Source organism: Pseudomonas fluorescens group sp. (assembly GCF_020093335.1).
GTDB lineage: Bacteria > Pseudomonadota > Gammaproteobacteria > Pseudomonadales > Pseudomonadaceae > Aquipseudomonas > Aquipseudomonas petroselini.
Window position 1 is genome coordinate 38,210 of the sequence record NZ_JAIOKW010000008.1, and the last position, 26,916, is coordinate 65,125.

A 26,916-nucleotide genomic window follows, 5' to 3' on the forward strand; every position below is an offset into this window, starting at 1 on the left:
GACATGAGTAAAGGGTTATAGAGTCATTTGGCTTGAGGTCGGATCAGCCTTCCAATGCCCGCCTTCCATTGTTGGAGCCGGTTGGTCTGGAAGGTATTACTGCAAAATCCTACTCTGCCGACTTCAACCGTAACCGGCTTCGATGGGACAAGCCTGCCTGCAATGCAAATGCAACGATCACAGTCGAGGGTGCGGAAAAGCTGCTCAGGCCAGGGCCGGAGAACATCAGTGCCAGTCCCAATGCGGTGGCGCCAAACCAGGCGCTCAAGCCCGCCGAATTGAACGCTTTCACCCGTTCGAGCGCCGCCACTTCACTGCGTCCGTAAAGAATCTGCGCCAACGCCACACCCACCCAGGCCACCACGAAAATCCCCTGATAGGCCAACGCTTTAAGTAAGTAAGTAAACACGTCCGCGAGCATCAGGCCGTACACGATCACCCCAACCGTCAGCGCCCACATCAAGTACGAACCGCGGATGCCAAAGCGGGCAAAGAACGCCTGCATGTTCATCGTCGCCAGATAGTAATTGGCCGTGTTGATCCGGGTTTGCGTGGCCCAGACAAACAGCAACCCCCACAAGCCCATCAACTGTAAAATTGCCATCACCACCGAGACTTCGTTCAGCGCGCCTTCGTGGGGAATGCTGCTGACCAGGTAGATGCCCGCCGCGCCGTTAAGTAGAAACGTCACCGCGTAGAACGGCATGCCGAAGTTCCAGCGGCCGTGATACTCGGCGTCTTTAGGCTTGCCGAAACGGGCGTAGTCGAAGGTGAACAGCATCAACACCCAGATGCCCATGTACGCAACAAAGCAATCCCACCAACCGAAGGCACTGGGGGTTGCCGGGCCGAAATCCAGCCATTGCGGCTGGTAGCCATAACGACTGATCGACAGCCCCACCGCCACCAGCAAGCCACCCAGGTACACCGGCAGCAACACGCCGTTGAGCTTGTCCAGCCAGTGCTGCACGCTGCCCAGGATCATCGGCACGCTGTACAGCACCACCAGCAACGCGGCCAGCGGGAAGACCAACTGCGGATACAGGTGATTGAGCGCCACGGCGATCACCGAGCCTTCGAATACTGCGTAATAGATGGCCGTCGAGAAGAAGATCAAAGTCGCCAGGCACGCCCCGGTGCTGCCGAACAGCAACCGTGAAAACAACGCCACCGACAAACCGCTGCGGATGGCGAAGCGACTGAGCACCGAGTTGACCAGGCCGTAGCTGATCACCGACAGCACCATGCCGATCAGGGCATTGCGGGCGCCGTACGACAACGCCAGCGATGCGCCGACCACGATGTAGAACATTGCACTGCAGACCGCCCACCAGGCCATGGTCAGGGACAGCCGCCCCATGCGTGCGTCGGCGGGAACGGGGTGATTGGCCGGGTCTTGCCCGGTTTGACTCGATTGCGATAAAGCAGCCATATGCGTGAACTCCAAAACCAGTCAAAGGTTGAAGCGCGGGCAGCCGTCACCGCACTGAAGTGCGACGTTGGCTTGCCGTTTAGCATTACCCGCGCGATGCGGCGGGCAGAATCAGGAAGGGAACAGCTTGCTCAGGCAGCTGAGTTTTTTCTTATAGGAACGTCGCGCTTCCAGCGCCTCTTCGAGGGTCACCGCGACAAAGCGGGCCTTCTGGTTGGGTTGCATCTGGCCGATCAGGTCGAGGTCGGCGCTGATCACCGTGCCAATCATCGCGTAGCCGCCACCGGACACGGCGTCGCGGTGCAACACAATCGGTTCGAGCCCGGCCGGGACCTGAATCGAGCCGATCGGGTAGCAACTGTCGACGATGTTCGATGGATCGGAACCGGCGCCGAACGGTTGCTCTCGCGGCTTAAAATTCAGCGCGCTGCCGCCCTTGAAGCGATAGCCGATACGGTCGGCTTCAGAGCCGACCGTCCACGGCTCGGCGAAAAAGCTTTTCGCCGCCGATTCGGTCAAGCGGTGGTAGTACAGACCGGGCACCACCCGCAGGGTGATTTCGCCACCCAGCGCCTGGCGCAATGCCATGGGCAAACTGGCCCCTGCGCGGCTCTTGCCCCTGGCGATACCGATCGGCAATTCGTCGCCCGCGATCAACCGACGCCCCTGAAAACCGCCCAGCGCGCCGAGCGCATAGGTCGAGCGACTGCCAAGTACGATCGGCACATCAATGCCACCGGCCACCGCCAAATAAGCTCGGGCACCGGCCTTCGGAAAGTCAAAGCGCAACACTTGCCCGGCCTTCACCGCGAACGCGGTGTCGTGGTGCATTTCCACGCCATCGACCCGTGCCGTCATGAGCGCGCCGCAGACCGCCACCAGTGCATCCTGCTGAAACTCCAGCTCCGGTCCAAGCAACGTGCATTCCAGCGCCGCCGAACCAGCCGGGTTACCAACCAGTTGATTGGCCGCGCTCAAGGCGTATTGATCGAGCGCACCGGAAGGTGGAATGCCCAAGTGGTAATAACCTTCGCGGCCCAGGTCCTGCACCGAAGTCGCGAGGCCGGGTTTGAGGATCTTGATCATGCCAACACCTCCTGTAGCGACTTGGGATAGCCGACGGGATCGGCCAGAAAGGCATCCAGGGAAAATTCTACCGGCCGGATCCGCAGATCGAAGCGCCCGGCTTCCACGTCGGCCACCGCCTGGTCATAGGCCTCACGGTCCATCGGTTTGAATTGCACGATGTCGCCCGGACGGAAAAACACCATGTGCTCCTTGAGGTACGCCAGGTTCTGCTGCGGGTCGTAGATCGGTGCCGGCGTGACGCCGAACATCTGGTAGCCGCCGGCACCGCGCACCGAGTAGATGCAGCCGAAGCAACCGCCATGCCCCAGGGTCAACTTCGGCGTGTCGGTGCGCGGTCGCAGGTATTTGGGCACCTGTAACTGACGCTCGCGCTCGACCATCTGGAACATGAACGGCAGACCCGCGACGAAGCCGACCATAGAGACAAACCACGGCGCACCACTGTGGGCGGCGATGAACGCATCGACGTCTGCCAGGCCGTTAATTCGCGCGGCGTATTCCAGGTCCGTGGCGCTCGGGTCTTGATGACGGTCGCGAAAACGCATCAAGATTTCGTGGGTCCAGGGGTCGTTATAGAGCACCGGAATCTCGATGATCCGCGTCTGCAACGTGCGCTCGGCGACGGCCCCGGCCTCGGCGATTTTTACCGCTTCGAGCAAGCTGTGTGGGGCGATGCGATCCGGGTCAAAACGGATCTGAAATGACGCGTTGGCCAAACACACATCGAGCACACCATCGAGCGCCAGACGTTCGACTGCGCGGGTAACCGCCATGCCTTTGAAGAAGGCTTCAAGGGACATGCTGTCGCTGACTTCGGCAAACAAATGTTCATCGGCGCCGAAGCTGTAGCGGATTGGAGTGCTCATGCTTGACCTCCACGGCCACGCTCGGCCAACCAGGTTTCCAGGGTGCCGGTGTGGAAGTCGGCGCTGTGCAACCACGGTTGTTCCAGCAATTCGCCGTGCAGCGACAAGGTGGTGGCCATGCCGGAGAGCGTGGTGTGCTTCACTGCCAGCCGTGCGCGAGTCAAGGCCTCGGCACGATCACGACCATGGACAATCAGCTTGGCCAGCAGCGAGTCATAGTACGGCGGCACGCGGTAGCCTTGATAGAGATGGGTGTCGACCCGAACGCCCTCGCCTTGCGGCCAGATCAACGATTCGACCAGACCGGGGCTGGGGAAGAAATCCCGCTCCGGGTCTTCGGCGTTCAGGCGCATTTGCAGGGCGGCACCATTGAGCTGGATGTCGCTTTGCTTGAAGCCCAGCGGCTCGCCACCGGCAATGCGCAACATCGCCTGAACTAGGTCGATGCCGGTTATCAGTTCACTGACCGGATGCTCGACCTGAATCCGCGTGTTCATCTCGATAAAAAAGAACTCGCCGGTCACGTCATCATATAGGTATTCCAGTGTGCCGGCGCCCTTGTAGCCCAGGGACTCGGTGAGGCGCACGGCGCTGGTGCAGAGCGTCTCGCGTTGCTGCGGGTTGAGGGCCGGCGATGGCGCTTCCTCGAAAATCTTCTGCCGACGACGTTGCAACGAACACTCACGCTCAAACAAGTGCACCGCGTGCTGACCGTCGCCCAACACTTGAACTTCGATGTGCCGTGCGCGGCTGATGAAGCGCTCCAGGTACACCGCGCCGTTGCCGAACGCAGCCTGGGCTTCGCGCTGGGATCGGGGGAACTCTTCAGCCAGTTGTTCGGCGTTTTCCGCCAGGCGAATACCCCGCCCGCCACCGCCGGCCGAGGCTTTGATCAACAGTGGAAAGCCAACGGCTTCGGCGGCCTTGAGCGCCGATTCGACATCGAACAGTTCACCGGGCGAACCGGGCACCACGGGCACGCCCGCTTCCTGCGCGGTGCGCCGGGCTTCGGCCTTGTCGCCCATGCGCCGGATCGTCTCCGGGCTCGGGCCGACGAAAATGGCCCCGGCCGCCAGCACCGCCTCGGCGAAGTCGGCGTTTTCCGAGAGAAAGCCATAACCCGGATGGACCGCGTTGGCGCCCGTGGCTTTCAGGGCGCCGAGCAATGCCTCGACGTTCAGGTAACTCTTGTCAGCGCGGGCCGGACCGAGAAGGTGCACCTCGTCGGCCATGCGCGCCGCCCGGGAATCGACGTCCGCTTCGCTGCACGCGGCAACCGTGGGAATCCCCAGTGCTTTGGCAGCACGGATAATCCGCACAGCGATCTCGCCACGGTTGGCGACCAGCAATTTTTGAATGGCTTGCGTCATGATCGCGCCCTCACTCGTCGTCGAGTGTTGCGACGACTTGACCCGGTTCCACCGGATCACCGTCTTCCGCCAGGAATGCGCTGAGGCGACCGGCCGTCCCGGCGGTCAGTTCGGAAAACTGCTTCATAACCTCGATCAAGCCAATCACCGTGTCGGCGCTGACCTGCGCGCCGACCTCGACGAAGTTCGCCGATTCAGGGGTGGCTTTGCGGTAGAAGGTCCCCGGCAACGGGGTGATTACAGTGTGTTCGGCCATGTCTGTTCCTCTTGGAATAGTTGTAGAAAGGCAGGCAAAAATGAATCGGTGTGCAAACCTGGCGTCTGCGTGCCAGGCGTTTTCGTCTAATATCAGCGCGGCGCGCGAACCTTGATCCCGGCGCCATCGAGCGCATTGCGGGTGGCTTCGACCAACGCCAGCGCGCCCGGTGTGTCGCTGTGCAAACAGATGGAATCGAATGCGATCGCCAGGTCTTCGCCCTCGACGGTGCGCACCACGCCTTCCTGACAGGCCCGCAGGACCCGCGCCGCGACCTGCGCTGGATCGTAGGCACGCACGTTGCGGGTAAAGACGATGGAGCCGCTGAGGTCGTATTCGCGGTCGGCGTAGAACTCGCGGATCACTGGTTGGCCGAGTTCCGTAGCAACCCGCCAAATTACCGAATCAGGCATGCAATACAGCAGCAGCTCAGGCTCCAGGCGCTGCAGGTTTTCCACCAGCAAGCGCGCCGCTTCTTCGTCCCGAGCCAGGTGCATATAGAGCGCGCCGTGGGGTTTGATGTGTTGCAAGGCCACGCCCTGGACCCTGGCGAGTTCACGCAAGGCGCCGAGTTGATAAAGCATGTCGTCCACCAACTCCTGCGCCGGTGCATTGATGTGCCGGCGGCCGAAACCGACCAGGTCGCGGAATCCCGGATGGGCGCCGATGGCGACGCCCAGGCGCTTGGCCTGCTCGACCGTGCGACGCATAGTGCCGGGATCGCCGGCATGGAAACCGGTGGCGATATTGGCCGAGCTGATAAAACTCATCAGTTCATTGTCAACGCCATCACCGATGGTCCATGGGCCAAAGCCTTCACCCATGTCCGAGTTAAAATCTACTGCCTGCATGACGCTTGCTCCCGACGCTTGTGACTTCATGCAGGTCAAGCTAGATTACCGCGAACCCCTTGGGAAGATCTATTATCAGATAGGCCATCTTCTGAAAAACAGATACCTAATCGCCCGGAGTGCTCATGTCCCTAACCCTGCGCCAGATCCGCTATTTCGTCGCCACGGCCGAAGTCGGGCAAATCTCTCAAGCTGCGATTCATCTGAATATTTCCCAGTCGGCCGTGACTACGGCGATCAAGGAACTGGAAGGCATCATTGGCGCGCTGCTGTTCCAACGCTCGGCCCAGGGCATGAGCCTGACAGACGCCGGGCGGCACTTTCTGAATCGGGCCTATGTGATTTTGCGCAGCGTCGATGACGCGTTGAACAGCCCGTTGCCGGACATCCGCGCTAGCGGCGTGTTGCGGTTGGCGGCGAGCTACACGGTGATTGGTTACTTCCTGCCGCACCATTTGCAGCGGCTGGAGCATTGGCATCCGGATGTGACCATCGAAGTCCACGAACAAGAACGGACGGCCATCGAAGAAGGTCTGCTCGAAGGTCGCTTCGACATGGCAGTGGTGCTGACCGCAAACCTCACGCTCCCGGACATCGTTTCGGAAACTCTCTTCAGCTCCGAGCGGCGGTTGTGGCTGCCCAGCCACCACCCCCTGTGCGAACGCTCAGCCGTAAGCCTCGCTGACGTGGTGAAAGAGCCCTACATCCTGCTGACAGTCGACGAGGCCGAACAAAGTGCGATGCGTTACTGGGAACACGCACATCAACAACCGAACGTCAAGGTGCGCACCAGTTCCGTCGAGGCGGTGCGCAGCATGGTCGCCAATGGCAGCGGCGTAGCGATCCTCTCTGATCTAGTGCACCGTCCCTGGTCACTGGAAGGCAAACGCATAGAAACACTGACCATCACCGAACAGGTGACACCGATGAGCGTCGGACTGGCGTGGCATCGCGAACGTGAATTCAGCCCGGCGATGCACGCATTTCGAAATTATTTCCACGATGCATTTTTGGCACCCCAACAGCATTCCGCACGACGCTGAAAGATACGTAAAAGTAATCCACCGGCTTGACCTCATAAACGGTCATATCAGGGATTGAAAAAATGCAGTTAACTGAAAATTGGCGAGTTGCATCCGATGATAAAGGCGCCCTTCAAGCAAGTCTTTCCAAGTAGCGAGGCACTTCAGGCTCCGGAAGTACGGATAGCACCTTCAGGCGCTGCAAGGTTCGCTCGCGGGCTTTGGATATGTGGTCTCGAAGGCAGGAGCAGGCTGAGTCAACTGTTCCGTAAAGCAGTGCCTCAAAAACTAGCCTGTGCTCTACCAGCATGGCCTCATCGTTGCTTGTGTTCAGAGACTCGTGCAGAACACGTCCGACATTCAACGGAATCTGACACTGGCGAATGACTGCAGCCATTCGAGCGTTACTCAACCCTGCTAGGCAAGTGACGTGCAGATCCTGTTCGAGCTGTTCTATGTCTACTCGTTGGACACCTCGCCCAGCTTCTTGCGCCCTGATTATTCGCCCCAACATATTTTCAAGGTCGCCGCGTGGGACATGCTCTACACCTTGGCGAAGTGCATCAGGCTCAAGAAGCATGCGCAGCTCATAGTCCTGTTTGACTGCCTCTGCAGTTAACGGCCCTGCCAACCATTGAGAGTAAGGCTCCTTTTCTACCAAGCCTTTATCCCTGAGACGCATCAGAGCTTCCCTGACCACGTTTCTGCTGACGTTCAATTCTTCAGATGCGCTTTGCTCATCTATTCGGTAGTGCCCAAAGACCATAAAGCGAATAACCGTTTCCGCCAAGTGATCGTAAATGCGCTCACCTAGAGGTCGATAATCGATCAAATCTTCCTGAGGTTCTAGTCCGAGCAACTCACGTGTCAGCGGGACGCGTATTGGGGCTTTGCTCCGACCATCAGGATCAATGAGAAATCCACGGCCTTCAAAGCGACGGATCAAGCCCTCCTCATGCAAGAGATTGAGTGCCTGGCGCACCGGTACGCGGCTAGTACCGAAGAGTTCGGCTAGAGGTGCTTCTACCAATACAAGTCCAGCAGTCGCTTGCCCGCTAAGAATCGCTTCACGCAGCGCGTTGCGGATGGTTTCGTAGCGTGAGGCCGGTCGATCTTCGGTCGGTAGTGCTGCAGGCATCAAGACTGTTCTCAAGAAACGGGGGGTGGGTGAGTTTCTCACACGATAAGCGAGATGTGATCGCGATCGGTAACACCTCATTGATCAGTTTTAGGGCGAGCGTGTTACCAAAAACCCCAAAATGGATCATTTTATTAAAAATACAATTTTCAAGCCATGGCCTGACAGGATGCTGTGTCCCTCTACCAACCTCCCGGCGCTGAGCCATCTGCCGCATTATGTGTTGAGCAAATACGCGACTTGGCACGGTCGATGCTTTTGGTAATGTATGTATTAATAAAATATACATTTTAGAGGTCTACCATGCTTGCCGATGCCTTTTCCTTGGCTCAGAAATTTGCCGACGGAACGTCCGACCCTGTCACGGCCCTTAAAGATGCGTTGAAACTCAGCGCAGACGCGCCTGCTGCATTCATCACATTTTGTGAGGATCGAGCGCAGCGTGAAGCTGCAGCTGCACAGGCACGCTGGAAAGCCGGGCAGCCCTTGTCTCGATTCGACGGCGTCCCGGTAGCTTGGAAAGATCTATACGACCTGGCCGGATATGTGACTACCGCAGGCGCGAAAGTACTTTTACATACCCCCCCTGCTTCACACGACTGCGCGCTGGCTGTGGCACTTAGCCGCGCAGGTCTTGTGAGCATAGGGAAAACCAACCTGAGCGAATTGGCATACTCAGGCCTGGGACTCAATCCCCACTTTGGCACGCCGGTCAATGCCGCGTCGAAAGATGAAGTGCGCGTACCTGGTGGATCCTCATCAGGATCTGCTATCGCTGTGGCGCGAGGCATCGTACCTATCGCCATGAGCACCGATACAGCGGGATCAATACGAGTGCCGGCAGCTTTCAATGGCTTGGTTGGCTATCGAAGCAGCTCGCGCCGTTACTCGTTTGCTGGGGTCATGCCCCTTGCACGCACGCTTGACTCATTGGGGCCTATCACTCACAGCGTTCGCGACGCTATTGCGGTCGATAACCTTTTGCTGGGCGATCGACGAGGGCTGTCCTTCGAGACTACAGGCCTTCCAGTAGCAGGGCTTAGGCTCCGTGTGGACATCAAGGTGCTCAATGACACACGTATTCAGCCAGCAGTGAGATCTAACCTTCTTACCGCAGTTGAGAAGCTGGCTCTGGCAGGAGCAGTAATCGAAGAAACGCCGGTTCTCGCGTTCCATCAAGCGCTGGAACTCATAGAGCAGGTGGGGTGGCTTGGAAGTGCTGAGGCCTTCGCACTCCATCAAGAGCTCCTAGATAGCCCAGCGGCAGAGCAACTTGATCCAAGGGTTCGAAAGAGGCTTGAGACCGCCCGAACATTTCCTGCCAGCAAGCAGGTGCGCTTGTACCAGGCCGCTGAGGCGCTGAAAAAGCAAATTACGAGCGAATTGGACGGCGCCTTCTTGATCACTCCTACCGTCGCGCATGTTGCCCCCCTACTTACGCCTCTTGAAGAAGATGCCAGCATCTTTGCTGCCACCAACCTGGCGACGCTACGGCTAACGATGCCGGGAAGCATGTTGGACATGCCTGGCGTTGCGCTGCCCAGCGGGATCGGTGATGCCGGGATGCCTACCAGCCTGCTTCTTTCGAGCTTCAGCGGAAATGACGAAGAGCTGCTCCGAGCCGCTTTAACCGTCGAGTCATACATTCGAGTCACTGAATAAATACGCATGGGATGCGGGGCTCTTACACCTGCATTCAATTGAATAACAAAGAGGTATGAATCATGGCGAAGGAAATATTTGTATCAATCGGCGTTGACGTAGATGCGGTCGCAGGGTGGCTGGGCTCGTATGGTGGCGAGGACTCCCCTGACGATATTTCCCGTGGTCTTTTCGCTGGTGAAGTGGGTTCACCAAGGCTTTTAAAACTGTTCGAAAAGTACGACCTGCGTACTACTTGGTTCATTCCAGGACATTCCGTAGAAACCTTTCCCAAGCAGATGAGGGCGGTTGTTCAGGCCGGTCACGAAATCGGGGTGCACGGATATAGCCATGAGAACCCTATTGCGATGACTCCAGAACAAGAAGAAATAGTTCTGGATAAATCGATTGAAATTATCACCAAGCTGGCTGGCAAGCGACCCACTGGCTACGTGGCGCCATGGTGGGAATTCAGCAACGTTACAAACGAACTTCTTCTGAAGAAAGGTATCAAGTACGACCACAGTTTGATGCACAACGATTTTCACCCTTACTACGTTCGTGTGAAGGACAGCTGGAACAAGATTGACTATAGCCAACACCCAGATACCTGGATGAAGCCGCTGGTGCGCGGTGAAGAGACCGATTTGGTTGAAATTCCGGCCAACTGGTACCTCGACGATCTACCTCCGATGATGTTCATCAAGAAGTCGCCTAATAGCCACGGCTTCGTAAATCCACGCCATTTAGAAGAGATGTGGCGTGATCAGTTTGACTGGGTATACCGCGAACACGACTACGCGGTGTTTCCAATCACCATTCACCCGGACGTTTCGGGTCGCCCTCAAGTGTTGCTGATGCTCGAGCGACTCATTGAGCACATGAAAAGTCATGAAGGCGTGAAGTTCGTCACGATGGACGAAATAGCCGATGACTTTATTCGTCGTCAGCCTCGAAACGGCTGAGTGTTTTGCTGCGGGTAACTCCTCCATCACGAGTTCTACAAAAACAAGAGAAATGCCAATATGACCACTACACAGACAATATCAACGACGCAAGTAAATGAGTCCGGTGCTTGGAAGCCCGTACAGCTTGAATCCAAGGATGTTACTTACGCCACATGGATCGCATTCTTCGCGTGGGTATTTGCTGTCTATGACTTCATCTTGTTTGGCACGCTGCTGCCAGTCATGGGTGGTCATTTCACATGGAGTGAGGCTGAGCAGGCGCAAATCGCCACTTATGTAGCTGTAGGCGGTGCAGTCATCGCTTTTATCGTTGGCCCGCTGGTAGACCGAATCGGACGCCGCGGGGGAATCATCTTGACCATTGGCGGCACCGCAATTTGCTCGGCGCTGACTGCGGTCTGTGCGGGTATGGGCAAAGCGCCGCTGATTGCAGTTCGTTCAGTTGCCGGTCTGGGCTACGCCGAGGAAGGGGTCAACGCGACGTACCTTACCGAGGTTTATGCCGCGTCTACTGATCCGAAGATAATCAAGCGCCGGGGTTTTGTGTACAGCCTGGTGCAGAGTGGCTGGCCGGTTGGTGCACTCATTGCTGCGGGCCTGACCGCTCTGCTGCTTCCGCATATTGGTTGGCAAGGTTGCTTCATCTTTGCAGCAATACCCGCACTCGTGGTAGCGATCCTCGCTCGCAAGCTGAAAGAAAGCCCACAGTTCCAGGTTCATCAGCGCATTCACCAACTGCGTAAAGCTGGAGATGAATCTGGGGCGCGCAGCTTGGCTCTGGAATACCATGTCGATTATGACGAGCACTCCAAAGCCGGAGTTGCGGCAGCCTTCCGGGGTGCAGCACTCCGTCCAACGCTGGTGTTGAGCCTGGCGATTCTTCTCAACTGGTCTGCCATTCAAGTCTTCAGCGTTTTGGGGACATCAGTAATCGTGAGCGTCCACCAGCTTTCGTTCCAGAATTCATTGTGGATCCTGGTTCTGTCCAACCTAGTTGGTTTCATCGGCTATCTGTTTCACGGTTGGCTGGGTGACCGATTTGGTCGCCGAAACACTGTTGCATTTGGGTGGATGTGTGGAGGGCTGGCGTTTTACGCCATGCTCCAGGCACCTAGTGAGCTGACGACCGTTGTTGCGTTGTACAGCCTGGGACTGTTCTTCCTCACTGGCCCCTATTCAGCAATGTTGTTCTTTATGGGCGAAAGCTTCCCCACCAGCATCCGCGCAACAGGCGGAGCAATTGTTCATGCCATGGGCCCAATTGGCGCCATCGTCGCCGGCCTAGGGATTACCAGCGTGTTAACGACAGGTGGTCAGTGGCATAGCGCAGCGCTTTGGTTCGGCGCGCTGCCCTGTTTCTTGTCCGGCTTAGTGATGCTGGCAGCCCGACACGTAGAACCTCATTCCGTAAAATAAGAAGGAGCTGGAATCATGTCTAAACCTGTAGCTTTGATCACGGGAGCCGCCAGCGGCATTGGCGAAGCCGTTGCCCTTGCGTATGCGAAGAAGGGCGTACGTGTGGTAGGTGGATACTTAGCAAGTGCTCCTCATGATCCACTTCATACTCAGCGACTCGTCGAAGAGGCAGGCAGTGAGTGCTTGATGATCCCTATGGATGTCACTGACAGCGCCTCACTGGACGCCATCGCCGCCGCCGCTGTGGAGCGCTTCGGGCGACTCGACTATGCCGTGGCAAACGCGGGTCTCCTGCGTAAAGCGTCACTACTAGAGATGTCGGATGAACAATGGAATGAGATGCTCGATGTCGACCTCACAGGCGTGATGCGTACCTTCCGTAGCGCGAGCCGCTATATCGGTGAAGGCGGTGCATTGGTCGCAATCTCGTCAATTGCCGGTGGTGTATATGGGTGGCAAGACCACTCGCATTACGCAGCTGCGAAGGCGGGTGTACCTGGGCTTTGTCGCTCGCTGGCAGTAGAACTTGCCGCCAAGGGGATTCGTTGCAACGCGGTCATTCCTGGTTTGATTGAAACCCCTCAGTCGCTTGATGCGAAAAACTCTCTGGGAGCAGATGGGCTGGCGAAAGCAGGTAAAAGCATTCCACTGGGCCGGGTAGGCCGTGCAAGCGAAGTTGCGGATTTAGTGTGCTATTTGACAGGCCCTGACTCCAGCTACATCACCGGGCAAAGCATCATCATCGACGGTGGTCTGACTGTGCGTTGGCCTGAATAAAATTAAATGTGCCGCATGTCCTGGGGTGCGGCATTGAGGACAACAAAAATGAAGCCATTGCAAAACCGCCGAGCTGTTATCACAGGTGCTGGAAGTGGTATCGGCGCCGCCATTGCTTATGCGTATGCAGACGCCGGCGCGAAGCTCGTGTTATGTGACCGCGATGCAGAGCGCCTGTCTCTTGTGTCGAACAAGTGCCGCGATCAAGGCGCTTTGGTGATCGAATGCATCGCCGATGTGGGCAGCAGAGAGGGAGCTCAAGCAGGTGTCGATGCTTGCGTAAACGCGCTTGGTGGCATCGATATCCTAGTAAACAATGCAGGCATGCTGACGCAGGCTCCTTGCGTGGACATCACCCAGGAAATGTGGGACGACATGCTCCGCGTTGATCTGACCAGTGTTTTTGTTGCCAGCCAGCGCGCGTTGCCACACATGGTGGATCAGAAGTGGGGGCGCATCATCAACGTCTCGTCACAGCTGGGTATCAAGGGAGGCGCTCAGCTCACTCACTATGCCGCCGCTAAAGCCGGCGTCATCGGGTTCACAAAGTCCCTTGCGCTGGAGGTAAGCAAAGATAATGTTCTGGTCAACTCAGTCGCCCCTGGGCCCATTGAAACGCCACTTGTAGAAGGTATCAGCCAAGAGTGGAAAGCAGCGAAAGCCAAAGAGCTTCCCCTCGGTAGATTTGGCAGAGCTGAAGAGGTAGCGCCCATCGTGGTATTACTAGCCTCAGAGCCCGGTGGTAACCTGTTTGTAGGTCAGACCCTTAATCCCAATTCAGGCGACGTAATGCCTTGAGGTGAAACATGTGTGGACTTTGTGGCCTGATAGGAGAGGATGCTCACTGGAGCGATCCATTAGAGAAAAGCATCCCCGGCCGACGTGAACGTTTGCGTAGAATAGCTTCGATCAATCGGGTGATTGCTCCGCTCAGGCTCAAGGTCAGCGATTTTCAAGGCTCCTCTTATCTCATCCAAGGGGCTACAGGGAAACAGGGATTAGCTTCAGGACTTGATCAGCTTTGGCAGGTGGCTGAAGAGCTCGTGAGCCATAAGCTCGATCCTCTGGACCCTAGGATTCTAGATCATCTTGAGGAAATGCTATGAGCTTGCAGATCAATGTCTTGACCGGTTTTCTGGGGAGTGGCAAGACCACCCTCCTACAACGGGTTCTGGCAAATGAAGACATGGGGCAGACGGCCCTACTGATCAACGAATTCGGTGAAGTAGGTATCGATAATCTGCTTGTACAGGAAATTGCCCCCAACACCATATTGCTGCCAAGTGGATGTGTCTGCTGCTCGGTGCGCGGGGACTTGAAACAGGCTCTCATTGATCTGCATGGAAAGCGTAATCGTGGCGAAATTCCGGCGTTCCGTCGAGTGCTCCTGGAAACCACCGGCTTGGCGGATCCGGCCCCGATCCTGTCTACCTTGCAGCGTGATCCACAGCTTCGGGGTCGTTACCATCTTGGCCTGCTCGTAACAGTCGTTGACGCTCAGCATGCTTCGCTACAAGAGCGCCTTCATCCTGAATGGATCGGGCAGGTCACCGCAGCCGATCGCCTTCTAGTGAGTAAGGCGGATCTTGTTACTCCTGAGTCACTTGACAAAGTATTTGCCCATTTGAAAACGCTCAACCCAACAGCGTCAGTGGCGCTCACCAGCTCTGTGCTGGAGGGTGATGAGCAGCTTTTGGGGGAAGGACTAAGGAGCATGGTGCCGGATGAAGAAGTCGCTGGGTGGCAGCTCTTTGCCCCCACGAAACAACCTCAACACGGTAATGCGCAAGTGTGCGCGCTTGAGTACGAAAAACCGCTCGACTGGTTGGCCTTCGGGATTTGGCTATCGATGCTGCTAAGATGCCATGGCGAGCGCATTCTCCGAGTCAAAGGGATTTTGAATGTGATCGATACAGAGCAACCAATAGTCATTCATGGCGTCCAGCACTGCCTTCACCCACCGGTACACCTCACCAGTTGGCCAAATGGACAGCGACGTTCACGATTGGTGATCATTGTGCGTGACCTTGATATTCGGATATTACGCAGATCTTTTGACACGTTCTTGCACAGTCTGGGGCGTGCAGCATGAGTGGCCCGGTAACATTGCGCGTGCTCGGGACTTCGGTAACGCTGCTTGAGTCAATTCGATTGCGAGCCGAGCAGGAACTAGGCATTCGGATCGAATACCAGGTTCACGACGTGCAGACAGTGCAGCGCATTGCCCTAATGAATCCTGAAAGCTATGACCTTTATGATCAGTGGTTTCATAGCATGGATTTCGTGTGGCCTGCTGGCGCGATTCAGCCCATCGATGTACGCCGTATTGCGCTTTGGGATGAAATAAATGATCTGCCCAAGCGAGGCAGACTCCATCCTGACCATCCACTGTCTGGAGGTAGCCTGCCTTGTGACCGACTCTACGTTCAGCACGATGGTAGCTTGGCCAACCGTCCAACTCATCTGATCAGTATGTTGCCCTTAACGCATAACGCAGACAGTTTTGCTTACCGGCCAGACCTGCTGCCACCTGGTTTTTCGGCGGAAAATGAAAGCTGGTCATGGCTTGTAGATCCTCATTGGTGTGGTCATGTTGCGTTGCAAAGTGACGCTGCCATCGGCGCGCTCGATGCAGCCCTAGCAGTTCAAGCCAAGGGGCTCGCTTGTTTCGATGTCATTGGAAATTTGAGGTTGGATGAGATCGATGATCTGGCCAATGTCCTCGTTAAACTCCAGCGACAAGGGCACTTTGCTGCGTTTTGGTCTGATGATCGTGAGGCAGGCAAACTCATGCTGGGCCCTGATGTATACATTGAGAGCGTCTGGTCGCCGGCACTCATGCAGCTTCATCGTGAAGGGATTCAGTATCGGCAAGCAGTCCCCAAAGAAGGGTATAGGGGCTGGTTCGGAGGACTATCCCTGTCACGAGCTGTGGACGGAGCCGTCAAAGACGCAGCCTACGCTTATCTCAACTGGTGGCTGGCAGGCTGGCCCGGAGCGATGATGGCGCGCCAGGGTTTTTACATTTCCAACCCACTCCGTGCCCGTGATCATCTATCAGTTGCGGAATGGAATTATTGGTACGAGGGTCAACCCGCCTCGGAACGACTTCTAGGCAGTGATGGGGAGCCACTCATCGAACCCGGCGAAATTAGGGAAGGAGGTTCATATGCTGAGCGAGTAAGTCACATCAGCGTCTGGAACTCTGTGATGGATGAGCACAATTACCTTGTGCGCAAATGGGCCGCTTTTCTGAAAGCAGGCCGGTCTCAAGGTGCATGACCTGGATCTAATTCAACTGCGCAGCCACCCTCTGGTGCAATTAAAATCTGGCCTAGCTTATCGAGGAACGCTTTAACTCGGTATGGCACCTGTTGTCGCGTTGGGAGCAAGGCAGTAATGGTGAGGTGTTCAGGCAATGCGTCAGTTAGCTTGATCTCCTGCAGGCTTCCGTCGGCTAGGTCTGACCGAACATCCCAGTAAGAGAGCATCACCACACCTAAGCCCAACTTTCCAGCCGCCCTTACTGCTTCCACGCTGTTGGCGCTAAACGGTGCGTCGGCCTTGACTGAAAATCGCTCACCACCTTTTATGAGTGGCCAGTACGGCATTGAATGCAGGCCGATGCAATCATGCATCCTGAGTTTTTCCAGGGTATTTGGTACTCCTCTACGCCGCAGATAGGAAGGGCTTGCACAGATGACGCGAGGGTTAGGAGCTAGGTGGCGAGCGATCAAAGCGGAGTCTCGGAGTGTGGCAATTCGGATGGCCACGTCGATACCCAATCCGACGATATCTATGATGCTGTCCGACAGGATCAGATCTACTTTTAGAGACGGGTTTTCTTCAAGGAGGGCCGGAATCATAGGCAAGATAACCGTCTGGCCGAACACAGTTGGAGCCGTTACTTTTAGGACGCCACTGGCGGCCCCAGCAAATGTGAGTATCGCAGCCCTCGCGGCTTCATCTGCTTCGAGCATAGCCTTCGCATAGGGCAGGTATAACTCCCCCTCGGGAGTCAGTGACACAGACCTGGTTGTTCTGTGGACGAGCCTTACTCCCAATTGTTCTTCCAGCGACGCGAGCCGTCTAGAGATCGTCATCGGCAGGACGCTAAGTCTACGTGCCGCTCCCGACAAGCTGTCACTGGCCGCGATGGCGACAAATGCTTCCACTTCGGCGACTTGCATCTTCATATCCTATAACGATAAGCCGCCTTATCGGACGGCACGGCTTCTGCTAGCCCCGCAAGGAGGATACCTTCGTCAGCAACCCAGCTTTCTATCCTAACTGACGGGAACATGAGATGACTATCAGCAGCGACCAGATTTTAACTCCTTTCGATATTGGCCAGGTGAGCCTGAAGAACCGATTTGCGGTAGCACCTATGACTCGCATCAGTGCGAGCGAAAAAGGCCTAGCCTCCCAGCGCCAAGTTGACTACTACGAGCGCTTTGCTAAAGGTGGTTTCGGTCTCACTGTGACCGAGGGTATCTACACCGATCAAAAGTTCTCGCAAGGTTACTTGTTCCAGCCGGGGATTACTGATCTAGAGCAGGCTGAGGCATGGCGAGCCGTGACGAGCGCTGTTCACAAGCATGACGGCAAGATTTTCGCGCAGTTGATGCACGCCGGCGCTCTCAGTCAGGGCAACCGATTTTCGCAAATCACCGCTGGTCCATCAGCTGTACGCCCCAGGGGTGAGCAAATGGGCTTCTACTACGGCACCGGCCAATACCCCACACCCTCGGCAATGACCGAGGAAGATATCGCTGATGCAATCGATGGCTTTGCAAAATCAGCCCTACGCGCTGTCGAAATTTCTGGCTTTGATGGTATTGAGATCCACGGTGCCAACGGTTACTTACTTGACCAGTTCCTTACCGATGTCTCCAATCAAAGGACTGACAAATGGGGCGGTGAGGTGAAGAACCGTATTCGTCTCATCCTGGAGGTTTATAGCGCAGTACGGAAAGCGGCTGGTAACGCTACCGTCGGTGTTCGTATTTCTCAGGGTAAGGTGAACGACTTCTTCCACAAGTGGGCCGAAGGCGAAGCCGGGGCGGAAATGGTATTCGGGTCTCTGGCAGATGCCGGCGTGGACTTCATCCACGTTACTGAGTTTGAAGCATGGAAACCTGCTTTTGCGCAAGGTAGCGATAGCTTTGTAAAGCTGGCTCGTCGCTATGCCCCTAACCAAGTGATCATCACCAACGGCAGTTTGCATCAAGTAGATCACATACAAGATGTAATTAACGACGGGGCAAATATCATCGCATTGGGCAAAGGCGCCCTAGCGAACCCAGACTTCCCAAATCGCTTTGCGAATGGTGATTCCTTGGTTGAGTTTGATCCCTCGATCCTTGGTCCGGTTGCTGACATCAAAGACAGTGAGTTTGGCTAAGTTATTACCCAACTAGGCAGACCAGCGGCACGTATACGTCGTGCGTGCCGTTGTCTTCACTCCCAATAAATATGCCTCGATTATCCATATTCTAGCGTCTTGACGGCGAATTTCATACAGGTGATATATGAAGCTAATTGATGACACTCTGCGCAAAAATGAAACCCTCAAAATAAAAGTCTGGATCGACTTTGTATGTCCTTATTGCCTGCTCGGAAAAAAGGTCTTGGAAGAGGCAGCAAGCGGACTGGATGTCAATATAGAGATGATGCCCTTTGAACTCCGCGCTTATCCAGCACCCACCTTACGACCAGAAGATGAATATCTCCCATCTGTCTGGAAACATGGTGTGTATCCTGCGGCAGAGAAGTTGGATATCGCTATCAAGCTTCCAAGCGTGTCACCCCAACCTTATACCCGTGACGCATTTTTAGTTCTTCAATATGCTAAAGACCAAGGCGTTGGGAATGAATATGCTGACGCAATGCTGCGAGCGTTTTTTCAGCAAGACCGTGATATAGGTGACCTTACAGTAATCAAAGATGTCGCGGCTTCAGTCGGACTGCCAATCGAGCCTTTGGAAGAAATCCCGAAATCCCCTCTCCACTCACTACGTCACGATAACGAGCTAAAATACGCTTCTAGAATTGATATTCGTGCTGTCCCTAGCATAGCTATCGGCAATAAAATTTATTCCGGAATGCTTGACTCTCAAGAGCTTAGAGAAGTTATCCTCGCAAATATGCCGGCCGGGAAGGTTTGTACAAGCCTCGCTGAGTGACGCCTCATCTACCCATAAAATTTATTATCGTCACGACAACTGCTCTCGCACGTCGAGGAAGACTCTAGCTGACGAATTAAAAAAAGAATCCTCAGCATAGAGGGAGGTTCATTCAAAATCAGAGCAATGACTTCGAGTAATAGTCAAAAATGGAATGACCTCATTGAGCTAAAAACATGAGCAAAGAGCCACTATCATTAGTTAGGCTCGTATAAAGGTATTTAGCGAGAGGCCTACCCAATAGGAATGGAGGTCCGTCGTTATTATGTCTTTTCCATGTTTTAATCCACACGCCAAAACCTTCTATCGTCCAATCGACGCAGCGCTGCGTTGGTGTAACCTCATTCGTTACGAGGCACAAATAGTCGAAGCTGCATGGTCTCGTCCCGAGGAGCTTGCCTACCTATTTCCACAATGGCCATTCTTGCATGCTGCTATAGAAAAAATCTACGACGCGATACGTAACGGAGAACTACCTTACGGCTGCCTTGGTATTTCGGTTCCCATTGGAAGTTACGTGGAGCCATGTCAGCTAACGATACGCCACTCCGATTTACGCCACTGGATGGAGATTTATTATTCAGATCAGAAGCCTGGCTTTTTGTTTGAATCAGGCGGAGAAGCTTATGAAAAAGTCAGCCTAGGGAACTTCCTTGCTCTACAAGCGGATCGGGATACTCTCTTACGGGAATTGAACACGTTACAGTATCACCTCAAAGATATTATGGCAGATCTCCAGGCCATCGGACTTGAACGAGATAAACTCAAAGCAATGGTCAAAACGCATGGACAACTCAGCGAACGTAGCGAACTCACCTATCAGAACATCATCGGTGCTTTGCTCAGCCTTTTTCTGGACCAATCGCCTGCTGGCAAACCTCTATCCGTGTTCAAGAGCCAGTCTGCGATCGTCGATGCTGTTATCGCACGCTATTGCGATATTCCGGGTCTGAGCAAACGAACACTGGATGAAAAATTCGCTGCTGCAAATCGCAGCATCAAGAAAAGCAAACAAGGTTAAGAATTGCAATGCAATCCCAACGATTGCAATGCAATGACTCCATGGCTTTTCTGCTGTTCAATTCAAGTCACTTCCCACCACGCGCCAAGCGGCGCCAGGAGTGACCAGCATGTCCAGCTCATCCGTCTCGCGCGCTGACAGCCCTCAACCACCGGCCGAACGTCACATCATGCGTCGTGAAGAGGTAGAGCGGAAAACCGGCTTCAAGCGTGCGCACATCTACAACCTGATGAAGGAAGGGAAATTCCCGCAAGCCAAACGCATTGGACTGCGCGCGGTCGGCTGGGACTCGCTGGAAATCGAGCAGTGGGTTGTTGAGCGCTTAGGCCAGCAGGACTGATGTCATGCGTGTGGTCTCGGTGGTTTCCACCAAAGGTGGGGTAGGCAAAACCACAGTAGCGGCCAATCTCGGCGGTCTGTTGGCGGATGCGGGCCTACGCGTCCTGCTGCTCGATCTGGATAGCCAACCCACCCTCTCCAGCTATTACGCGTTGAGCCAGAAAGCTGTTGCTGGTGCGTACGAGCTTATTGCGCTCAACCAGACAGATCCTGCGCAGATAATTTCCACGACGGAGGTCGTCGGTCTCGACCTGATCCTTTCCAACGATGACCAAGGCAGACTGAGCACTTTGCTACTGCACGCCCCTGATGGGCGATTACGGCTGCGCAATTTGCTCGACGATTTCCGCCCCCGTTATGACCTGCTGTTGATCGACACCCAAGGGGCACGTAGCGTGCTGCTGGAGATGGCCATCCTCGCCTGCGATATCGCCCTCTCCCCCATTACACCGGAAATGCTCGCCGCCCGCGAACTGCGCCGCGGCACTTTGAAGCTGCTGAGTGAACTCGAACCATTCCGCCACCTGAGCATTCCACCGCCCCCCTTGCGTCTGCTACTGAACCAAGTGAACGCAATTCGGGTGGACGCACGGATGATCATCCGTGGCCTGCGCGAGGCTTTCGCCGAGTCCACCAACATTTCGGTTCTAGATACCGTAGTTCCAGACCGAGTGGCTTATCTCAATGCTGCCTCACTTGGACTCCCCGTCCACCGAATCGAAACGCGCCGATCCCGTCAACAACGCTCGCCCTCAGCGCTGGAAACCATGCAGGCGTTGGCCATTGAATTGTTTCCGGAATGGCGCGAAGCGATCTCTAGGGTGAGCAGGTGCTCGGAGGCTCAATGAGACAAATCGCCGAGCCGGCATTTCTCACCCAGTCATTGGGTTTGTTCGACCTTGAGGCCAACCGTGTTTGGCAAGGAGTCTTCTGATGTTGGATCAACTGCCCATCATCGTTCCACCGTCCATTCGACCCCACCACTCACCTTGCGAGGAGTACTGCACCGTGGTCTTTCGCCTGCAGGGCGGGCGCTCGGCCATGGGGTGGTTCCTCGCAGAACTGTCTCAACATTTCGAAGGTTCGGGCACTGCCGAGATCGTCAAGTTCGAGGTCGGTGACCATTTGCGCAACCGGCGTTAACTGAGGTTGTTCCAATGAAGAAGCTCAGTCAGGAGCAGATCACCGACAAGCTGCACCAGGACCATTTCCCTCGGGGGCCGGAACTAGAGCGGCTGTCCGATCCACTCACTGATACGCCTATGTTGGTCACGCTGGAGCAGTTGCGACCCTACGAACACAACCCGCGCTTCATCCGTAATCCGCTTTATGAGGATATCAAGGCCTCGATCCGTGAACGCGGGCTGGACCAACCGCCGCCGATTACCCGCCGTCCGGGTGAAACCTATTTCATCATCCGCAACGGCGGTAATACGCGCTTGGCGATTCTCGGCGAACTGTGGCAGGAAACCCGCGACGAGCGCTTCTTTCGCATTCATTGCCTGTTCCGACCTTGGAGCAATGAAGTCACCGCCCTACTCGGCCATCTGGCCGAAAGCGATCTGCACGGCCAACTCACTTTCATCGAACGGGCTCTGGCGGTAGCCAAACTCAAAACCATGCTCGAAGCAGAGGGAGCTGTGCTCTCACAACGTGAGCTCGTTCGACGTCTTGTCGCTGGAGGCTATCCGATTTCGCAGTCGCACATCAGCCGGATGCTCGACACCCTTGAACACCTACTGCCCGCCATTCCACAAACCCTGTATGCCGGATTGGGTAAGCCCCAGATCGAACGCCTAATCGGCCTACGCAGCCAGGCAGAACGAACCTGGAACCGCTATCCAACCGCTCCCATCGCGTTCGCCGATTTTTGGCTCAATACACTGGGTTACTTCGATGCCGAACCCGAGTCCTTCGATCTTGAGCAGCTCCAGGATGAACTGCTCGAACGCATGAGCCACTTGCTCGGACAGTCCTACCGTATGTTGGCCTTGGAATTGAGCGACACTCAGCGAGTCATCTCGACGCCGGGCATCGTCGTGACCACACCCTCAGAGAACAGCCATCTGCCGAACGTTAACGAAGCCGCGGCAGAACCTCTCTCCTCCGATCCTCATCCCAAATCGACTGAGACCAAGTTCCAGACCGAAACTGCGCGAGAGGAGCTGCTCACACCGCCCCAAACGAATGCCGTATCAGCAGTCAGCCCTCCGTCTCGCGTTCAACAGATTCGTGAACAGATCGACCGCGAGACCGCCCCTGACGCAGCATCTTCGGTCGACATCTATGCGTTCGACGACATCTGGTCCATTGCACCATCACTGGATAGCCCCGAACAACTGCGATCCGCCATTGCCACACTGGCGCGGGAAATGGCTGCCTATGCTGGACATCCCAAGAGCATCATCGCTCAGCCGCTTGGCTTGGGCTTCGCTCTAGACATCGAACGGGTTGATCTTGCCACGCCTCGCGCGGCCGGCGTTCACCTGCTGCTCCTGGCCCTGTTGCGCGCCCAAGACGAAGTCAACTGGGAAGATCGTAAGCAACTGCCGTCAGCGCTGTTCGGCCAATTGTTGCTAGGGATCTATCAACTCCCGCTAACAAATCTTCCCGCCGTGGACGTGGGACTGGAGCGATTGCCCGACAGTCTGCTGATCAAACTGTATCGCCTGATCCGCCTGGCCCGCCGCCTGATCGACTTAACGCTTAACCAGGAAGGCAACTCACCGAAGGAGCTGCTATGAATCTGTCCTTCAATGTGCTCAACCAAGCCATGCTGACCCAAGTGCTACACGAGTTGCGCCAGGGAAACCTGCAGCGCTGCAAAGCACTCGGACTGGGTGAGGACGACATCTACCTGTTGCAATCCTTACCACCCACTACGCTGTCACGCCTGGCCCATGCCACTGTACCCTGGGTTGAGGTCAAGATTGACTCGCCGGTGCTGCACCGGTTGATCGAGCGAGCCGAACGTGACGAGCAGAACGAACGGTTGATCAACCGAGCGCTCAAGCTCGGTGCCAGCAGCACCATCATGTACCAGTGCTTTGGCTTGGCACATTCTGAAACCGCCCTGCGTCGACGTCTGCTCAAGATAGAAACCCGTAAGGGCCGCCCTCAGCATTTGAGTGAAGCGCAGGAACACGCGCTCTGGCAGCGTTGGTGCCAGCTACGCGCCCAAGACGGTACCGAGGATCAGCTCGACGCCATGATGATGCTGGCCGAAGAGCAACAGATCAGCTTGACCATCGTGTGGCAGCAGATTGACCAGTACAGCAACGACACATGAACACTGCCCCGTCCAGTCGCTGGCAGCGTGTCCTGCAGCAATGCACCCAGCAGCTGAGTGAACGCTGGCCCGCACGCCCCACCACTGAACATCCCTCCAACCCGGCCCTGCAAGGTGGCTTTCTGTTCAGTGGCCAATCTCACGAAGTCGTGCCACGTCGGCTGCTGTTGGATAGTCGGTTGACGCCGTTGGAGCGTAATGCCTGGCAGGTGTTTCGACTCATGCTGCACGGTCAAGGCTTGGTCACACCGCGCTATGAGGATTTGCAGCCTTACCTGTCAAGCGTGCCCTACGGTGCGTCAGCCTCCCGTGAAACCATTGCTAGGGTGTTGACGATGCTCAGGTTGACGCGCTGGCTCAGCTTGGTGAGTCGCGGCCGCGATCAACTCAGCGGACGTCATCAAGGTTCGCTGTACGTTCTGCACGATGAGCCGTTAACCCCCGCCGAAGCCATGGAACTCGATCAGGATTACTTGGCGCTAGTCGGACATGCGCTCGGCCATGCTACCAAGGCTGTGCGCATTGTCGCGCAGCACATTGTGGAAGAAATCCGCCAAGACACGAATATCGATCGGGATCGGTTACCAACGCGGCTCGACAGTTGGGGCGAACTTTGGGCGCAGCAAGGATTGGATCCGGCAACAGATGCCACTCTGCACGATTCCGAACGGGGGGAAGCTACCCTCGTTCGGAATCGTGCAGCCCCTCGTTCGGATTCCGAACCGAGTCTGAACGCCAGTGTTTCCGGCACCGTTCGGAATCCGAACGCCACTTGTACCGTATTAAAAGAAAGTATTTGTACAGTACCGCGCGCGAACCCAGCGGTGGATAACCTGCACTGGCCCGTTGCGCTGCATCTGAGCCCAAGCGAGCGTCAGGCCGTCGCCGTGGCGCTGAACAAGCTCAAACCCGCGGATCGGCAGGCGGTGCTCAACGAAGCGGGGGCACGCTGTGCGGCTGGTGGAATCCGCAAGCCAGTGGCGTATCTGATGGGTCTGATCCAGCGTGCGCTGAAAGGTGACTTTCGTCCTTGGGCAGGTCAGGCCGAACCGTCACCCATTGCAAAACCGTCTGCACCAACCCCCTCGCACCCCATTCGAAAACAGGGTGAACCCGCATCCGCCCTCGCCCAAGCGTGCCTGAATGATCTACGCCAACTGCGTGGCAAAAGCGGTGGACGTCAGTAGATTTGATGCCAGTGGCATCAAATCCATGGAGTTCCACTCTACGAACACATCGGACCAAACTATGAAACTTTTAGGGAAAAGCAGGGGCACCCGTCTACGTAGTTTGCCCTCTTAAACCAAACCGAACAGGCCGCATTCAGCTTTTTGGCTGCCCTTACCCCTCATCTGTCGCAACGTTCCCGTCCAAGCCGATGCGAGGACACCACCGTGGCCGATCACTATCAACTCAATCTGGGTTCATTGCGCAGCAGCATCACCCTGACCCTGCACACCCACCATGCCGCCCGTATCTGGCAAGGTCGAACCGCACGCGAAGGCGTCCACTCGATCATGGGCATGGCCGGCTACATCAGTGTCACCAACCTGATCAAACAAACCGCGGCCCAGGACGATCCCTATGCCGACTGGGCCATCGTGCAACTCGAAGAAAAACTGACGCAAGCCAAGACCGGAATGCTGGAACTGACCCAACAACTGGATCGGATCAGACAGGACCTGCCGACCCAGATCGACATGGGCGACAACCTCAACATCCACCCCGTCACCTTGCCGTTGTACATCGGCAGCCAGCTGGGTTTTCTTGCGGTCTACTTGCTGACCGACTACGACACCCTGGTACGTCGGACCCTATTGGCCCATCACACCGCCCTGATCGGCCGTATCGACATGGAAGCCTGGATCGACGACGGTGCCCATCTGCTGCGCAGCCTGTTCGGCCAGGCGCAGCGCTATCGGCATGCCGGCGTCACGCGTGATGACATGGCGGCGAACAACGCCCGTGCCATTGCGGCCATTGAGAAAATGGGTGTTCCCCCGATGGACATTCTTGAGGGTCATCGCCGCTCCCAGTTTGCACCGCCAATCATTCGTCGTGGTGCTGTGGCAGAGGATGACGCTGACGCGTTGGCAGAGGAAGCGGGAGAGCCATCTGCGACAGTGGATGAGCCGGAGGACGAAGCATGAATCCCCTGACCTCAGCTCAACCAATGCCCTTCGAAGCGTTGAAACAGGATGCCTATCGGCAGCTCGAACACGCAGCCTCCCTAAAAGGCCTTTTAAAACCTTTTAAGGGTAAGGGGGAGTTGGTGCAACTGGCGCAGATGGCGAGGGAAATCGAGGCGCAGTTATGTGACTTGATGGAGGCTGTTGTACAGCAAGCCGGACAGCCCCCTTACTCACTGCTGGATATCCGATTGGTGCTGCAGAACACCAGCGCTGGCAGCACCTTTTTGCGTTGGCGCACCCGTGACTTTGCCCGTATGGGAGTCTCGGTCTGGGAACGCCAGGTCTGCAACAAAGCCTTGCCGCAGGTCGTGCGCGAGGGATTGCGCCGTTTCGAATGCAATCGCATCGCACTGAACCTACAGATGAGTGTGGTGCATTCGCTCTACCGCCAGGCCACGACCTGCGCGATCAAAATGGACAGTGCCGAACGGCTGCTGCGCCAGTTCACAACCGCAGTGGAGGTATCACGATGAGTACTTTTTTCGTCGGCGAAGGCAACATCGGCAGTGCGCCAGAGTTCCAGGAATTCGCCTCAGGCAATGACGAGCCACGGCGTTTGCTACGGCTGAATGTGTACTTCGACAACCCCGTGCCACGCGAGGGCGGCTATGAAGATCGAGGCGGCTATTGGGCGCCGGTTGAGCTCTGGCACCGCGAGGCTGAACACTGGAGCACGCTGTACCAGAAAGGCATGCGTGTGCTGGTCGAAGGCCGCACCGTACGCGATGAGTGGGAGGACAGCGAAGACAATGCGCGGGTCACCTTCAAGATCGAGGCCCGTCGAGTCGGCATCCTGCCTCACCGGGTGCACAGCGTGGTCATGCGGGAACGATCCAGTGAACCCGCGGCATCTGCGACACACGTCGAGAAAAGTACAGAACAGGCCAGTTCACCTGCGTCGAAACCCAGAAAGCGCAGAGGGCAGCCACCTACGGACTGACAGACTTTCAGGCATAAAAATTGCGCCTTTGCGCGAAGTTGCTGGCGTGTTACTTCGCGCTGCTCGTGAAGATCCACACTGCCGTCGCAACGGGTTAGCAGCCTCGGCCCATTCAAGCCTGCCC

The 26,916-nt window shown here is 56.2% G+C and carries 29 protein-coding genes; 21 read left to right on the forward strand and 8 right to left on the reverse strand.

What is annotated here, in order from left to right; all coding sequences use genetic code 11:
• Positions 1-109: 109 nt before the first annotated feature.
• The 6 genes from K7431_RS11340 to K7431_RS11365 all read right to left on the reverse strand — a co-directional run bounded on the left by K7431_RS11340 (position 110) and on the right by K7431_RS11365 (position 5,864).
• Positions 110-1,432: a purine-cytosine permease family protein gene (locus K7431_RS11340; RefSeq protein ID WP_012723253.1), complete on the reverse strand. Its 1,323-nt coding sequence runs from the start codon at positions 1,430-1,432 to the stop codon at positions 110-112.
• 111 nt (positions 1,433-1,543) lie between these two features.
• Entirely contained in the window at positions 1,544-2,518 is a 975-nt protein-coding gene (locus K7431_RS11345; protein WP_012723252.1) for a biotin-dependent carboxyltransferase family protein, read from the reverse strand.
• Positions 2,515-3,387 (reverse strand): 5-oxoprolinase subunit B family protein, encoded by an 873-nt coding sequence (locus K7431_RS11350; protein WP_012723251.1) that lies wholly within the window; start codon positions 3,385-3,387, stop codon positions 2,515-2,517. Before K7431_RS11350 ends, K7431_RS11345 begins: the two co-directional genes overlap by 4 nt.
• Positions 3,384-4,757 carry an acetyl-CoA carboxylase biotin carboxylase subunit gene (locus tag K7431_RS11355; protein WP_012723250.1) on the reverse strand — a complete coding sequence of 458 codons (1,374 nt, stop codon included), beginning with the start codon at positions 4,755-4,757 and terminating at the stop codon, positions 3,384-3,386. The genes K7431_RS11350 and K7431_RS11355 overlap by 4 nt, the downstream gene beginning before the upstream one ends.
• A 10-nt stretch (positions 4,758-4,767) precedes the next feature.
• A complete protein-coding gene (locus K7431_RS11360; protein ID WP_012723249.1) occupies positions 4,768-5,013 on the reverse strand; it encodes an acetyl-CoA carboxylase in 246 nt (81 codons plus the stop codon).
• Between the two features lie 92 nt (positions 5,014-5,105).
• Positions 5,106-5,864: a 5-oxoprolinase subunit PxpA gene (locus K7431_RS11365; protein ID WP_012723248.1), complete on the reverse strand. Its 759-nt coding sequence runs from the start codon at positions 5,862-5,864 to the stop codon at positions 5,106-5,108.
• A gap of 125 nt (positions 5,865-5,989) precedes the next feature.
• Between K7431_RS11365 and K7431_RS11370 the strand changes: the two genes are divergently transcribed.
• Positions 5,990-6,907: a LysR family transcriptional regulator gene (locus K7431_RS11370; RefSeq protein WP_012723247.1), complete on the forward strand. Its 918-nt coding sequence runs from the start codon at positions 5,990-5,992 to the stop codon at positions 6,905-6,907.
• A gap of 112 nt (positions 6,908-7,019) precedes the next feature.
• Here K7431_RS11370 and K7431_RS11375 read toward each other — a convergent pair whose 3' ends face one another.
• Positions 7,020-8,024, reverse strand: a complete 1,005-nt coding sequence (locus K7431_RS11375) for a GntR family transcriptional regulator (protein WP_012723246.1) — start codon at positions 8,022-8,024, stop codon at positions 7,020-7,022.
• A gap of 303 nt (positions 8,025-8,327) precedes the next feature.
• Between K7431_RS11375 and K7431_RS11380 the strand changes: the two genes are divergently transcribed.
• From K7431_RS11380 to K7431_RS11415, 8 genes are all read left to right on the forward strand, one after another.
• On the forward strand, positions 8,328-9,686 hold the full coding sequence (locus K7431_RS11380; protein ID WP_012723245.1) for an amidase: 1,359 nt from the start codon (positions 8,328-8,330) through the stop codon (positions 9,684-9,686).
• Positions 9,687-9,748: 62 nt separating this feature from the next.
• Positions 9,749-10,630, forward strand: coding sequence for a polysaccharide deacetylase family protein (locus K7431_RS11385; RefSeq protein ID WP_012723244.1), 882 nt, complete (start codon positions 9,749-9,751; stop codon positions 10,628-10,630).
• A gap of 60 nt (positions 10,631-10,690) precedes the next feature.
• Positions 10,691-12,049, forward strand: coding sequence for an MFS transporter (locus K7431_RS11390; RefSeq protein ID WP_012723243.1), 1,359 nt, complete (start codon positions 10,691-10,693; stop codon positions 12,047-12,049).
• 15 nt (positions 12,050-12,064) lie between these two features.
• Positions 12,065-12,826: an SDR family NAD(P)-dependent oxidoreductase gene (locus K7431_RS11395; RefSeq protein ID WP_012723242.1), complete on the forward strand. Its 762-nt coding sequence runs from the start codon at positions 12,065-12,067 to the stop codon at positions 12,824-12,826.
• A 48-nt stretch (positions 12,827-12,874) separates the two neighbouring features.
• Complete coding sequence (locus tag K7431_RS11400) at positions 12,875-13,624, forward strand: SDR family NAD(P)-dependent oxidoreductase (protein WP_012723241.1); 750 nt, start codon at positions 12,875-12,877, stop codon at positions 13,622-13,624.
• 8 nt (positions 13,625-13,632) lie between these two features.
• Positions 13,633-13,932, forward strand: a complete 300-nt coding sequence (locus tag K7431_RS11405) for a hypothetical protein (protein WP_012723240.1) — start codon at positions 13,633-13,635, stop codon at positions 13,930-13,932.
• A complete protein-coding gene (locus tag K7431_RS11410; RefSeq protein WP_012723239.1) occupies positions 13,929-14,918 on the forward strand; it encodes a CobW family GTP-binding protein in 990 nt (329 codons plus the stop codon). Before K7431_RS11405 ends, K7431_RS11410 begins: the two co-directional genes overlap by 4 nt.
• Positions 14,915-16,108 (forward strand): ABC transporter substrate-binding protein, encoded by a 1,194-nt coding sequence (locus K7431_RS11415; protein WP_012723238.1) that lies wholly within the window; start codon positions 14,915-14,917, stop codon positions 16,106-16,108. Before K7431_RS11410 ends, K7431_RS11415 begins: the two co-directional genes overlap by 4 nt.
• On the opposite strand, the gene K7431_RS11420 is transcribed toward K7431_RS11415, so the two are convergent.
• The gene (locus K7431_RS11420) at positions 16,096-17,016 is read right to left on the reverse strand and encodes a LysR family transcriptional regulator (protein ID WP_012723237.1); all 921 of its coding nucleotides are present in this window, start codon (positions 17,014-17,016) and stop codon (positions 16,096-16,098) included. The two genes, K7431_RS11415 and K7431_RS11420, sit on opposite strands and share 13 nt — an antisense overlap.
• Positions 17,017-17,132: 116 nt before the next feature.
• On the opposite strand from K7431_RS11420, the gene K7431_RS11425 reads away from it, so the two are divergent.
• The 12 genes from K7431_RS11425 to K7431_RS11480 all read left to right on the forward strand — a co-directional run bounded on the left by K7431_RS11425 (position 17,133) and on the right by K7431_RS11480 (position 26,792).
• The gene (locus tag K7431_RS11425; RefSeq protein ID WP_012723236.1) at positions 17,133-18,230 is read left to right on the forward strand and encodes an oxidoreductase; all 1,098 of its coding nucleotides are present in this window, start codon (positions 17,133-17,135) and stop codon (positions 18,228-18,230) included.
• A gap of 127 nt (positions 18,231-18,357) precedes the next feature.
• Positions 18,358-19,011, forward strand: a complete 654-nt coding sequence (locus tag K7431_RS11430) for a DsbA family oxidoreductase (protein ID WP_012723235.1) — start codon at positions 18,358-18,360, stop codon at positions 19,009-19,011.
• 265 nt (positions 19,012-19,276) lie between these two features.
• Complete coding sequence (locus tag K7431_RS11435) at positions 19,277-20,032, forward strand: hypothetical protein (RefSeq protein WP_012723234.1); 756 nt, start codon at positions 19,277-19,279, stop codon at positions 20,030-20,032.
• Positions 20,033-20,141: 109 nt separating this feature from the next.
• The gene (locus K7431_RS11440) at positions 20,142-20,372 is read left to right on the forward strand and encodes an AlpA family transcriptional regulator (RefSeq protein ID WP_012723233.1); all 231 of its coding nucleotides are present in this window, start codon (positions 20,142-20,144) and stop codon (positions 20,370-20,372) included.
• Positions 20,373-20,376: 4 nt separating this feature from the next.
• Positions 20,377-21,219 carry a ParA family protein gene (locus tag K7431_RS11445; RefSeq protein ID WP_012723232.1) on the forward strand — a complete coding sequence of 281 codons (843 nt, stop codon included), beginning with the start codon at positions 20,377-20,379 and terminating at the stop codon, positions 21,217-21,219.
• A gap of 85 nt (positions 21,220-21,304) precedes the next feature.
• Complete coding sequence (locus K7431_RS11450; protein ID WP_043205085.1) at positions 21,305-21,514, forward strand: hypothetical protein; 210 nt, start codon at positions 21,305-21,307, stop codon at positions 21,512-21,514.
• Between the two features lie 14 nt (positions 21,515-21,528).
• Positions 21,529-23,115, forward strand: a complete 1,587-nt coding sequence (locus K7431_RS11455; RefSeq protein WP_012723230.1) for a ParB family protein — start codon at positions 21,529-21,531, stop codon at positions 23,113-23,115.
• Positions 23,112-23,660 (forward strand): DUF2857 domain-containing protein, encoded by a 549-nt coding sequence (locus K7431_RS11460; RefSeq protein ID WP_012723229.1) that lies wholly within the window; start codon positions 23,112-23,114, stop codon positions 23,658-23,660. The genes K7431_RS11455 and K7431_RS11460 overlap by 4 nt, the downstream gene beginning before the upstream one ends.
• Entirely contained in the window at positions 23,657-24,847 is a 1,191-nt protein-coding gene (locus K7431_RS11465; RefSeq protein WP_012723228.1) for an STY4528 family pathogenicity island replication protein, read from the forward strand. The genes K7431_RS11460 and K7431_RS11465 overlap by 4 nt, the downstream gene beginning before the upstream one ends.
• A 207-nt stretch (positions 24,848-25,054) precedes the next feature.
• Positions 25,055-25,810 (forward strand): PFL_4669 family integrating conjugative element protein, encoded by a 756-nt coding sequence (locus tag K7431_RS11470; protein WP_012723227.1) that lies wholly within the window; start codon positions 25,055-25,057, stop codon positions 25,808-25,810.
• Positions 25,807-26,325 carry a DUF3158 family protein gene (locus tag K7431_RS11475; protein WP_012723226.1) on the forward strand — a complete coding sequence of 173 codons (519 nt, stop codon included), beginning with the start codon at positions 25,807-25,809 and terminating at the stop codon, positions 26,323-26,325. Before K7431_RS11470 ends, K7431_RS11475 begins: the two co-directional genes overlap by 4 nt.
• On the forward strand, positions 26,322-26,792 hold the full coding sequence (locus K7431_RS11480; RefSeq protein ID WP_012723225.1) for a single-stranded DNA-binding protein: 471 nt from the start codon (positions 26,322-26,324) through the stop codon (positions 26,790-26,792). The genes K7431_RS11475 and K7431_RS11480 overlap by 4 nt, the downstream gene beginning before the upstream one ends.
• Positions 26,793-26,916: the final 124 nt, after the last annotated feature.